The 11,695-nt window shown below is 34.1% G+C and carries 14 protein-coding genes and 2 pseudogenes; 12 read left to right on the plus strand and 4 right to left on the minus strand.

Annotation, left to right across the window (positions count from 1 at the left end; genetic code table 11):
- Positions 1 to 878 (minus strand): annotated as a pseudogene (locus tag ACMZ6U_RS06485) (transposase); the annotation flags it as partial.
- Between the two features lie 586 nt (positions 879 to 1,464).
- On the opposite strand from ACMZ6U_RS06485, the gene ACMZ6U_RS06490 reads away from it, so the two are divergent.
- Positions 1,465 to 1,803, plus strand: coding sequence for an IS630 transposase-related protein (locus tag ACMZ6U_RS06490; protein WP_416107268.1), 339 nt, complete (start codon positions 1,465 to 1,467; stop codon positions 1,801 to 1,803).
- 31 nt (positions 1,804 to 1,834) lie between these two features.
- Positions 1,835 to 2,311 (plus strand): annotated as a pseudogene (locus ACMZ6U_RS06495) (transposase); the annotation flags it as partial.
- A 40-nt stretch (positions 2,312 to 2,351) separates the two neighbouring features.
- Here ACMZ6U_RS06495 and yaaA read toward each other — a convergent pair.
- Genes yaaA through ACMZ6U_RS06510 form a run of 3 tightly spaced genes read right to left on the minus strand, consistent with a single transcriptional unit; the run spans position 2,352 to position 4,310 of the window.
- The gene (gene yaaA, locus ACMZ6U_RS06500; protein WP_416107270.1) at positions 2,352 to 3,089 is read right to left on the minus strand and encodes a peroxide stress protein YaaA; all 738 of its coding nucleotides are present in this window, start codon (positions 3,087 to 3,089) and stop codon (positions 2,352 to 2,354) included.
- Between the two features lie 22 nt (positions 3,090 to 3,111).
- A complete protein-coding gene (locus tag ACMZ6U_RS06505) occupies positions 3,112 to 3,780 on the minus strand; it encodes a rhomboid family intramembrane serine protease (RefSeq protein ID WP_416107272.1) in 669 nt (222 codons plus the stop codon).
- Positions 3,780 to 4,310, minus strand: coding sequence for a 5-formyltetrahydrofolate cyclo-ligase (locus ACMZ6U_RS06510; protein WP_416107274.1), 531 nt, complete (start codon positions 4,308 to 4,310; stop codon positions 3,780 to 3,782). The genes ACMZ6U_RS06505 and ACMZ6U_RS06510 overlap by 1 nt, the downstream gene beginning before the upstream one ends.
- Before the next feature lie 147 nt (positions 4,311 to 4,457).
- Between ACMZ6U_RS06510 and ACMZ6U_RS06515 the strand changes: the two genes are divergently transcribed.
- The 10 genes from ACMZ6U_RS06515 (at position 4,458) to nrdG (ending at position 11,694) form a co-directional block, all read left to right on the plus strand.
- Positions 4,458 to 4,724: an IreB family regulatory phosphoprotein gene (locus tag ACMZ6U_RS06515; protein ID WP_415671246.1), complete on the plus strand. Its 267-nt coding sequence runs from the start codon at positions 4,458 to 4,460 to the stop codon at positions 4,722 to 4,724.
- Positions 4,724 to 5,143 carry a Holliday junction resolvase RuvX gene (gene ruvX / locus ACMZ6U_RS06520; protein ID WP_416107276.1) on the plus strand — a complete coding sequence of 140 codons (420 nt, stop codon included), beginning with the start codon at positions 4,724 to 4,726 and terminating at the stop codon, positions 5,141 to 5,143. The genes ACMZ6U_RS06515 and ruvX overlap by 1 nt, the downstream gene beginning before the upstream one ends.
- A 15-nt stretch (positions 5,144 to 5,158) precedes the next feature.
- Positions 5,159 to 5,464, plus strand: coding sequence for a DUF1292 domain-containing protein (locus ACMZ6U_RS06525; RefSeq protein WP_416107278.1), 306 nt, complete (start codon positions 5,159 to 5,161; stop codon positions 5,462 to 5,464).
- A 77-nt stretch (positions 5,465 to 5,541) separates the two neighbouring features.
- Positions 5,542 to 5,682, plus strand: coding sequence for a hypothetical protein (locus ACMZ6U_RS06530; RefSeq protein ID WP_416107279.1), 141 nt, complete (start codon positions 5,542 to 5,544; stop codon positions 5,680 to 5,682).
- 44 nt (positions 5,683 to 5,726) lie between these two features.
- A complete protein-coding gene (locus ACMZ6U_RS06535) occupies positions 5,727 to 7,259 on the plus strand; it encodes a hypothetical protein (protein WP_416107281.1) in 1,533 nt (510 codons plus the stop codon).
- A gap of 112 nt (positions 7,260 to 7,371) precedes the next feature.
- A complete protein-coding gene (gene nrdD, locus ACMZ6U_RS06540) occupies positions 7,372 to 9,540 on the plus strand; it encodes an anaerobic ribonucleoside-triphosphate reductase (RefSeq protein ID WP_416107291.1) in 2,169 nt (722 codons plus the stop codon).
- Positions 9,541 to 9,556: 16 nt separating this feature from the next.
- Positions 9,557 to 9,691, plus strand: a complete 135-nt coding sequence (locus tag ACMZ6U_RS06545; protein WP_416107283.1) for a hypothetical protein — start codon at positions 9,557 to 9,559, stop codon at positions 9,689 to 9,691.
- 18 nt (positions 9,692 to 9,709) lie between these two features.
- On the plus strand, positions 9,710 to 10,642 hold the full coding sequence (locus ACMZ6U_RS06550) for a Gfo/Idh/MocA family protein (RefSeq protein ID WP_416107285.1): 933 nt from the start codon (positions 9,710 to 9,712) through the stop codon (positions 10,640 to 10,642).
- Positions 10,623 to 11,144, plus strand: coding sequence for a GNAT family N-acetyltransferase (locus ACMZ6U_RS06555; protein ID WP_416107287.1), 522 nt, complete (start codon positions 10,623 to 10,625; stop codon positions 11,142 to 11,144). The genes ACMZ6U_RS06550 and ACMZ6U_RS06555 overlap by 20 nt, the downstream gene beginning before the upstream one ends.
- On the plus strand, positions 11,137 to 11,694 hold the full coding sequence (gene nrdG, locus ACMZ6U_RS06560; protein WP_416107289.1) for an anaerobic ribonucleoside-triphosphate reductase activating protein: 558 nt from the start codon (positions 11,137 to 11,139) through the stop codon (positions 11,692 to 11,694). Before ACMZ6U_RS06555 ends, nrdG begins: the two co-directional genes overlap by 8 nt.
- The last annotated feature ends 1 nt before the right edge of the window (position 11,695 follow it).

Raw genomic sequence — 11,695 nt, forward strand, 5'->3', positions numbered from 1 at the left:
TTAACATCTAGAGAGAATCGTTCTGGTTCTCTCTATTTGTCTCTTTCCGGTTTTCGAGAGACAACCTAAAAGGGTCACTCCCCTGACCCTTTTAGTATTCAAAGCGATGAGAATTTTGGTTTTAAAGTTTTTAAACTTCCGAAATCCAAAAGCTTGTCGTTTGATATCTTTGATGAGTTTGTTGGTTGCTTCTAGCTTCGCGTTAGAATAGGGAAGTTCTAAGGCATTAATAATATAGCTTTTGTATTTCAAAAAAGTTTTGAAGACCGTTCGAAACTCTTTATTCACAGTCTCCAGATGCTCCTCAATCAAGTCAAAAAAGTGATTAGCTTGTTTCTCTTGAAAATGAAAAAGCAATATTTGGTAAAAGTTATAGTAAAAGCACAGGTCCTCAGAGATAGTTTTCGACTATCTTTTTGTAAGATTCGCCAGTGATTCTTCATTGCTCGAAAAGCCAAAGATTGCGTGTCAAAAGATTTCATGATGGCAATTCTCGTCGACATTATAGCCCTGCTTAGTGTTGGATGATGTGGAAGCAATCAAGGACAATACGTGCTTTCAGCCTAAGCCTAAAAACAGGATAGCGAGGGTTTTGATGATGGGAATATAGCTACCAGACAGGTCCACAATGACAACTTCAACTATCTCACGAATCTTTCTTGGAAATTTATATAAGACGTTCTTGATCGTTGTTTGTTTATTGTCTTCAAGCACAGTGATCATTTTCCAGTCTCAAAATCTTGAGTGATGAAGACTAATTGATCTTCGTTTCTTGAAAATTTATCTCAGGACAGGATAGCAGGTAGCTTTTTGAAGGTTTCCTTGATTTGAAAGTGATCTAGTTGTCTTTGGACAGTCGCTATCGAGACATGACATTTATGTCATGGTTTAATAGGTGTAATCTCTATATAATCATATTATTATATAGAGTGAGGTTATGATTATGAGTAATGATATATCATTAAAGGAAATGACATTTGATAGCTTATGTCACCTAATACGGCCAATAATTTTTAAGGTTATGAATCAGCATCAGGTGCAACATTGGAATGTTAGAGATTGGGAACATGAAGGAATGATTTGTCTATTTCGTTTAATTCAAGATAATCCATCTTGTTTAAACTATTCTTCTTTGTTCTTTTTATCTTTTCAAATCCAATTTTCAAGCTATCTAAAAAATATATTAGCGCTAAAATAGACTGATAAGATGCTCAAATGATACACTAGGATCAATAATCTTGTTAAAACAAAACTATCTATTGAATGTTTAACTTAGAAATAAATCGGAAACGAACTTGAAATGATTAATCTGAACTATTAATAGTATTAGTTAGCTATGGAAGATGAGTAATATTTGACTATAGTTAAGTAGTCAAATATTTGAAGAAAATTTTATATAATAAGGGCCCTATCTTGAATGATATAGTTATTCAGTTTTTATTTAGTATATGATAGAATAGAAATATGGCTTACGGAATTGATTTTAGAAAACGCGTTATTTCTTATGTGCAATCAGGACATTCTAAAAAAGAAACCTGTGACTTGTTCGGTATTAGCACTAATACTTTGTATCTATGGGAAAAGCAACTAGGTCAAGAAGGACACTTAAATCGAAAACCTCGAGCTCTTAGTCCACGCAAGCTGCCACTTGACCAATTAGAAAACTATGTTCAGGAACACCCTGATGCCTTCCTAAAAGAAATTGCAGAGCATTTTGACTGTAGTATCTCATCGGTCTGGTCGGCTTTGAAAAAGTTGAAAATCACTTTAAAAAAAGACAACAACTTACAAAGAGCAAGATAGCGAGAAGGTTAGACGCTATCTTGATGTTTTAGCGTGCTTTTCTGGCACTCCGATTGTCTATATTGATGAAACAGGGATTGATACCTATCTCTATCGCCAAAAAGCTAGAGCAGTACGAGGTCAAAAAGTTCATGATAAAATTAGTGGGCGCCGCTTTGAAAGAATTTCCGTCGTTGCTGGGCAGATGGGTTCCCAAGTCATAGCGCCTTTATTATACAAAGGGACAATGACAGCAGAACTTTTTACAACCTGGTATCAAGAACAACTGTTACCACTTTTATCCCAACCGCACCTTATTGTCATGGATAATGCATCTTTTCACCCTAAAAAACAATTAGATGAGATTTCACTAGCTCAGGGACACTATTTTCTTCCTTTACCACCTTATTCTCCTGAATTGAACCCTATTGAACAGTTCTGGGCAACTCTGAAAAGAAATGTCACTGAATTGGCAAGAACATTCGGCTCTGTTTTGAATGCTGTGGAATACTATTTTAAAACTCAATGACTATAAAGTAGGGCCTTTGCTATGTATAATTAGAATAATCTTAAACGCTTCGAATAAAGATTAATTCGTTTTTTAACTCAGATTCTTCAAAACGGTAACCTTCAAATGTGAGCTTTTTCAAATCGTCTATCGTTTGACATTCGTTTTCTGCTGCGGCATGGAGAAAATAACCGCGTCCTTTTTTGGAGATAGTAGAGTGTTGTTTTAACTTTCCTGAACTAGTCTGTTCGTAAAATTTAATTTTGATTAGTTGCTGACGTTGTTCAGGAGAAAAGATATTTTCAAATTCAGAAGATAGTAGTGAGATCATTGCTTCTTGTTCATTTAATTTTAAGAAGTTATCGTATTCTTCTTTCCAAAATTGTTTGAGGGATTGATTATTGATTAGTGTAGATGTGTTAAAGTCTAAGCGATGGGGATGAATGGTATCGTTAATAGGAATAATACCGTATAATGCAGTAGTAATATATGTGGTTTGAGTAAGATATTCTAGGGCATTACTTGATAAATTTGTTTTGAGGGAACGATACATTAGGCCATTGTATAACTCTATAGCTTTGTATGAAGAGCTGTTTCCAGAATAAATATCTTTCCAACGTTGTTGCTCTTTTAATGCAGCCTCTTCTTTTTTGAAATGATAAAGTCTGAGTAGTTCAGGTATATCTTTTTGTACCATTTCTTTCACAATAGTAGTCGTTTTATCTGAACGTAATTTTACAGTATTTTTTGTTTTTTCTTCGACCATCTCTTTAGCTGATGGTATTAAAAATTGGAGCATAAGGAAAATTTCTTTCTTTAGTTTACTGGTTTATTGCTAATAAAATTAGGCTAATGAGGATAATAAAATAGAAAATGATTGAAATTGTTTTGACAAAAGTAGAAAGTGTAGTCTCATCTTTTGGACTTAATCCCATTCCTAGAACAACGCCCCCTAAGAGTCCTCCTAGATGACCAACAAGACTGACATTAGGAGTCATAATGTTAAAGATAAGATTAATGATAATCAGTGTTCTGTATGAATTACTGAGATTTTTCAAATTTGGATTGTTACTGAAGTAACCTGTAATAACAATAGCAGCAAAAAGACCAAAAATAGATGTAGATGCACCTGCTACTATAACATCAGGGGTTAGTAATAGTACAAATACATTTCCCATTATTCCAGATAAGAAAAATAGAATTAAAAATTTGATATGCCCATAGAGTTCTTCAGATAATTGTCCAAGGAAAAAGAGCGTAATAGTGTTAAATATGAAGTGCTCCCATCCAATATGAACAAAGATTGGTGTCAGAAGACGCCAGAAATCAGAAAGGTTTTCTTTTAGTATGCTTCCAATCAATCCACCGAAATGGTAGATAACGGAGGCATTTTCCGCCTCTCCAGGATATAACAATTGCATACAGCCGAAAATAAGGGATATGCTGAGAACAAGTAATAGAGTAATAGGTGATTTTTTGAATGTAGACATTAGTATAATAGTTTTCTAATCGGAATGTCGAAGGTGTTTTTTGGAAAGTCTTGGATTTGGAATGAATAAATAGTACTGATAGTATTGCCAGAATAATCTGCTAAATAGCGATCAAAATATCCTGCACCATAACCAATTCTATAGCCATCAGGTGAGAAAACAATTCCAGGAACATGAATGAGGTCAATGTCAGACTTGTCAACTTCTAAATTTGAAATAGGTTCTAAGAGCCCGAAGGACGTTTTTCGTAATTGACTTTCATCATACTTTACAAAGATCATTTTGCCTTCAGGACATGTTTTTGGAATGACAACTGTTTTTTTATCTTTGATAGCCTGCGTAATAAGAGGAGTGGTATTAAATTCATGAGGCATTGAAAGGTATGTTGCAAGGATTCTAGCGTCGTGATAATAAGATGTAGAGATTAACTTTTCTAGTAGTAGATTATCAATTTTGTTCTTTTGTAGGCTATTTTTTGAAAAATGTTTTATTTTCAAAATCATTTCTTGCCGTTGTACTTCTTTAGACATATTCTTATCTTACCATGAAGTAAAATAAAATTCTAATCTTACTCGATAGTAAGTTTGGATATGTTCGTAGATTTTATTTTAGTTGTCTTTAGGCATTAACTATGCTATAATTAACAATCAAAAGACTGTGAGAAAGAAGGTGTAAGTATGGGATTTACAGATGAAACAGTTCGTTTTAATTTAGATGACGCTAACCGCAAAGAGATTAGTGAAACCCTTTCAAATGTTTATCATTCTTTAGCTGAAAAAGGCTACAATCCAATTAATCAAATCGTAGGTTATGTTCTCAGTGGAGATCCAGCTTACATTCCGCGCTATAACGACGCTAGAAATCAGATTAGAAAATATGAACGTGATGAGATTGTGGAGGAATTAGTGCGTTCTTATCTTATTAATCATGGTGTAGAACTCTGATGAGAATAATGGGACTAGACGTTGGTTCAAAAACAGTAGGTGTTGCTGTCAGTGATCCTTTAGGGTTTACAGCTCAGGGTATTGAGATTATTGGAATCAACGAAGAAGAAAAAGAATACGGTTTAGAACGTTTAGCTGAGTTAATTTCTGAGTATAAGGTTGATAAATTTGTTGTAGGTCTTCCTAAAAACATGAATAACTCTGAGGGGCCGCGTGTGGAAGCGAGCAAATTCTATGGAGACTTAATTAAGGAAAGATTTGGTTTTCCTGTTGCCTATCAAGATGAACGTTTGACAACTGTTCAAGCGGAAAGAATGTTAGTTGAGCAAGCAGATATTAGTCGTGGGAAACGTAAAAAAGTTATTGATAAATTAGCGGCTCAACTTATTTTGCAAAATTATCTAGATCGTATGTTTTAAATTAAAGGAGAAGAAATGGCAGAAAATCATAATCACGAGCACGAACCAGAAGTTATTACTTTAGTTGATGATCAAGGTAATGAAAGTTTATTTGAAATTTTACTGACTATCGATGGTAAAGAAGAATTTGGTAAAAATTATGTTCTTTTAGTTCCAGCTGGAGCTAAAGAAGATGATAACGGCGAAATTGAAATTCAAGCATACTCATTTACTGAAAATGAAGATGGTACTGAAGGTGATCTTCAGCTAATTCCAGAAGATTCAGATGTTGAATGGGATATGATTGAAGAAGTATTTAATAGCTTTATTGATGAAAATTAAGTGATTGATCCGATTTTAATCGGATTTTTTTTATCATACAATAAAAATAATGATAATTTTTCGAATGAATAAGTAAGATGACAGTAGTTGATACATTACCACTTGAGTTAACTGAGGAAGAAAAATTGTTTGTAAAGCATTATCAAGAAAAAGATTGTCACTATTTTAGAGATATTGAAAAATACGCTTCACTCTTTGAAAAATTGACTAACGTGTAAATTCTGTTATACTTTGTAAAGAAGTTAGAATAAGGAGAATACTAGTGACAACAAGTTACCAGGAAAATAACACGATGTCTTTAGAGGGATCAGATTCTTTTGAAGAAAAAATGAATTCCAAAATTGGAGGGTTGGCTCATTTTTATGTGCTCCTTTTGAGTGTAATCGTCAGTGTAGTATCTATTTTATTACCTGTTGTAAAAGAATTTTCAACGGTTGAACAAACACAAAGTCTTTATACTGGACTAATGATGTCAAAAGGTGTTTTCCCTTATAATGACATTTATGCAACGAGCGGCTTTTTGTATTATGCAGTAATAGCCTTATCATATCTTTTAGGAAGCAACCTATGGCTAATTGTCATTCATTTTTTGGCTTACTATATTTCTGGTCGTTATCTTTATAAGATTATTACTAATTTAACACATTCAAGTGAAGTGGCTGTTGCCATGAATTTATTATTTTATCTTTTTAATCTCATTGTGGGATTTGGAGGCCTATATCCCATTCAGTGGGCATTTCCATTTTTCTTAAGCATGATTTGGTTTTTGATATCTTATTTTAAAAATCAAGTTAAAGATGAGCGTTTTATTGTTTTTGGTTTAATGAGTACAATTGGTTTATTCATTGAACCACGTCTGTTAATCTTTTTGCTAATTGCAATTTTTGCTATTTTTATTTTTAATATTAAATCAAAGCGTTTTGCGCGTGGTTTTTATCAAATCCTCTGTTTTATTTTTGGCATGATCTTAATTGGCTATGTTGTTGGTTACTTTATTTTCAATGAGCAACTATTAGCAGAATACATTGCTCAGCCGATTCTGTTTCATTTAACTGTACTACAAACTGGGCATGAAGAATTGTTAGTTAGTGTTATTGTTCAAGTTATTCTAGTCCTATTCTCAGGAATGTATTTTGGGTTTGTAAGAGGCAGTAAAACGGAGCTGACAGCAGTAAAAATTATTTTGATGATTTCCATCGTTGTTTATAGTATTTATGCTATTTTTTCACAATCGTTTAATAGTTATTACCTGTTATTTATGATTGTCCAAGGGCTCATCTTGGCCAGTCTCCGCTTAGTGAAGGATTATCAATTAAGTCTATCTAGTAGAACACACCGACGTAAAAGACGAGAGTCCCTAGCAAAGAAATTTTTCTATCAATACTTTATAAAAACATATTTTTTACCATTCATTTTATTCATTGGCTTTGTGGGTCAGTTGGGATATCATTATTATCTAGCGTCCCAAGTAATAGATGAGCGACAAGAACTGGTTTCTTTTATCACTAACACTACTGATAAAGATGACAAAATTTATGTTTGGGACAATCAAGCTACTGTTTATTTAGCCTCAGAAAGGCAATCATTATCGAAGTTCTCAGTGCCAGATTTATATACTGTAACGTCTAAGAATAAACAAAGTTTAGAAGATAGTTTGCTACAAGATAATGCGGAACTTCTCATGTTTAAAAAAAGTATTAAACTTGATCAAGCAATAACAAAGAATATTTCAAGACATTATAAGCAAGTTAAGGTAGATGGCGTTAACTCTTTCATTGTCTATAAATTAAAATAAAATCAATATATTGTGTCTTGTATGTTTTTTTGACACAATATATTGATTTTTCTTTTTCCTTATGTCATAATAACATCTATCAGGAGGTTTTTCTATGACAATGCAAAAAGAAATGATAGCAGAGACAAATGTAACTACTCAAAATAGAAAGCAAATTGAAAAGTACGATGGTAGATTAGTTGCTTTTGATGTTCAAAAATTAATTGCTAGTCTTGAAAAATCTAGGACACCAAGTTCTTTGGTAACAAATGAAAAACTTCAACTTATCCTAGAAGCAATTTTAACTAAGTTATCGCAACATCGTACCCCAACGTTGAAAACAAAAGATATTCGAACAGTTACTCTTCAAACCTTGATGACCTTTCAAGAAGAAGAGTTAGCAAAATCGTATCAAGATTTTGCTACTTCAAAACAAGAGTATAAAAATCAAGAACTGGATATTAATGTTGCCATTGACAAATTGATTGGTAAGGATCAATCGGTAGTTAATGAAAATGCTAATAAAGATAGTGATGTTTTCAATACTCAACGTGATCTAACTGCAGGGATTGTTGGTAAAGCTATTGGCTTGAAAATGTTACCTAACCATGTGGCTAATGCTCATCAAAAAGGTGATATTCATTTTCATGATTTAGATTATAGCCCTTATACACCAATGACCAATTGTTGTTTAATTGATTTCAAGGGCATGTTAGCTAATGGTTTTAAGATTGGGAATGCTGAGGTTGAAAGCCCTAAATCTATTCAAACAGCAACAGCTCAAATCGCCCAAATAATCGCTAATGTTGCTTCCAGTCAGTATGGTGGTTGCACGGCTGATCGCATAGATGAATTTTTAGCGCCTTATGCTCAATTAAATTACGAAAAGCATCTAAAGGATGCACAAGAATGGGTTCTTGAAGGTAAACAAGAAGCCTACGCAGAACAAAAGACGCAAAAAGATATTTATGATGCTATGCAGTCTTTAGAGTATGAAATCAATACTTTATTTACCTCAAATGGTCAGACTCCTTTCACTTCTTTAGGGTTTGGTCTTGGGACCTCTTGGTTTGAACGTGAAATCCAAAAAGCTATTTTAAATATTCGTATCAAAGGTTTGGGCAGTGAAAAACGAACAGCTATTTTCCCCAAATTGATTTTTACACTCAAAAGAGGATTGAATCTTGAGCCCGATTCTCCGAACTACGACATCAAGGAATTAGCACTCAAATGCGCGACTAAGCGTATGTATCCAGATATTATTTCCTACGATAAAATCATTGACTTAACAGGCTCTTTTAAAGCACCAATGGGTTGTCGTTCCTTCTTACAAGGTTGGAAGGATGAAAGTGGTCAAGATATCACTTCAGGTCGTATGAATCTAGGTGTAGTGACTCTTAACTTGCCTCGTATTGCTTTGGAATCTTCTGGGGATATCAATAAATTCTGGGATTTATTCAAGGAAAAGATGCAAGTTGCTAAAGATGCTCTTGTTTACCGTATTAATCGAGTGAAAGAAGCTAGTCCGGCTAATGCGCCAATTCTTTATCAGTATGGTGCATTTGGAAAACGTCTAGGAAAAAATGACGATGTTAATCAGGTCTTTAATAAGCATCGTGCAACAGTATCTCTTGGCTATATCGGACTTTATGAAGTAGCAACTGTCTTCTATGGACCTGATTGGGAAATTAATCCCGTTGCTAAAGATTTGACTTTAGATATTATCCGTCAAATGAAAGAGGCTTGTGAAGCTTGGTCTAATGAGTATGATTACCATTTCTCAGTCTACTCAACTCCTTCAGAAAGTTTAACAGACCGTTTTTGCCGACTAGATACAGAAAAATTTGGTATCATTAAAGACATTACAGATAAAGAATATTATACCAATTCCTTCCATTATGATATCCGTAAAAATCCAACACCATTTGAAAAGCTTGATTTTGAAAAAGATTACCCTGCAGCTGGGGCTTCTGGAGGCTTCATTCATTATTGTGAATACCCAGTGTTGCAACAAAATCCAAAAGCCTTAGAAGCAGTGTGGGATTATGCTTATGACCGTGTCGGTTATTTGGGAACGAATACCCCTATTGATAAGTGTTACCTTTGTGACTTTGAAGGGGATTTTGATCCAACAGAGCGTGGCTTTAAATGCCCAAACTGTGGTAATACGGATCCAAAAACAGCAGATGTTGTTAAACGAACCTGTGGTTATCTTGGAAATCCACAAGCTAGACCTATGGTCAAAGGAAGACATAAAGAAATTTCAGCTCGTGTTAAACACATGAATGGCTCATCATTATAAATAGAAAAGGAAAATCATGGGAAAATACCAATTAGATGATAAAGGAAAAGCACTCGTTCAACAATTTCATGAAAAAAATTCAACTGTAAAATCAGATAAAAAAGCGCGTGCGCAAGAATTATTAAAAAAGGCAAAAGCTAAACAAAAATAAACTGAAGGAGGAAGACGGATGCTAAAAATTGGCCTTGTAGGTATTGGAGGAATCTCTCAAAAAGCTTATCTTCCTTATATGAGACAATTACCTAATATAGAGTGGCATATCTTCACAAGAAATAAAGACGTTAGACAAGGTGTGTCAGCTTTGTTTGGGCACTCTGAGATTTATGAGTCATTGGAAAGTCTCTTGAAAGCCACTTTAGATGGTGTTTTTATTCATGCGGCCACCAAAGCACATTTTGATATTGCCAGTCAATTTTTAATCAAGGGACTCCCTGTCTATATGGATAAACCATTGACGGAAGATTATCAATCTACCCAAAAACTCTATCAATTAGCACAAGAACATAACACCTTTCTAATGGCTGGGTTTAACCGTCGTTTCGCACCTAGAGTTTCAGAAATGACCACTCTTAAACATAAACGTCGTATTATCGTTGAAAAAAATGATGTTAATCGCTTAGGAGATTTTCAATTTAAGCTCTTTGATTTTTTTATTCATCCTTTAGATACAGCATTATATTTACTTGATGAGCAAATCAGTTCAGCTCATTTTAAGGTAATTAAAGAAAACGCCCTTTTGAGTCAAGTTTCAGTTGTTTTAGAGACAGAACAATCTGTTGCTATTGTTGGGATGAACCTTCAGTCAGGAAGTCGACGAGAAATCATGGAAATTCAAACGCCAGAGGAAACGTATCACCTTGACAATTTGGATGATTTGACTATATTCAAAGAAACAGATCAGTTGAAAAAACAATTTGGTTCCTGGGATACGACGTTGTATAAAAGAGGTTTTGAAACGATTATTGATACTTTTCTTGAAGCTATTCAGACAAAAGAGAATCCTGTTAGTCCGGAATCTAGTTTACTAAGCCATTGGCTATGTCATCAAATCAATCAATCAAATACCTTGAGTGGAGCACTAAATGTCACCTTACCAAAATAATCTGATTCTTAGACGTCCAACTATCGAAGATAAAGAAAGTATTTTAGACATGATTGATGAATACTGCAAAAAGGACAGCTCAACAGCAGGTTTATGGAATTTTTCTCATAGTGACTTCTCTTTTGAAGATTGGCTAGAAACAAATCAATTACAAGAAGCTGGCTTACATGGAAAAGGAGTACCAGCCATTCAATTGGTAGCCTTTGATAATAAACAACAGGCACTTGGCTTTTTAAATATCAGATTGCGACTAAATGACGATTTATTATTACAAGGCGGACACATCGGCTACTCTGTTCGACCAAGTAAGAGAAATCAAGGGATTGCCAAAAAGATGTTAAGGGATGCCATTGAAATGACAAAAACAAAAAATATCAGAGATATCCTAGTAACTTGTCATCAAGATAATCCTGCCAGTCGAGCAGTTATTATAGCTAATGGTGGTTTGTTAGAGAATATTGTTAATGAGACGGAAAGGTACTGGATCAGAAACGATGAATAATCCTAAACCAGGTGAATGGAAATCAGAAGAATTGAGCCAAGGGAAAATAATAGACTATAAGGCTTTTAACTTTGTTGATGGTGAAGGTGTTAGAAACTCATTATATGTTTCGGGCTGTATGTTCCACTGTGAAGGATGCTATAACGTTGCAACTTGGTCATTTAATGCGGGCATACCTTATACTCAGGCGTTAGAAGAACGTATTATAGAGGATTTATCACAACCGTATGTTCAAGGCTTAACACTACTAGGTGGCGAACCGTTTTTAAATACGGGCATTTTAATACCTCTTTTGAAACGAATCAAATCGGAAATGCCTAGCAAAGATATCTGGTCTTGGACAGGTTATACTTGGGAAGAGATGATGTTAGAGACAGACGATAAATTAGAGATGTTGAAAATGATAGACATTCTGGTGGATGGAAGATATGATCGAACGAAAAGAAATCTTATGCTACAGTTTAGAGGATCGTCAAACCAACGCATTATAGATGTTCAAAAATCACTAGAATATAACGAACTTATTATTTGGGAAAAATTACAAAAATAGC

The organism is Streptococcus pluranimalium (genome assembly GCF_047785745.1).
GTDB classification, from domain to species: Bacteria; Bacillota; Bacilli; order Lactobacillales; family Streptococcaceae; genus Streptococcus; species Streptococcus pluranimalium_B.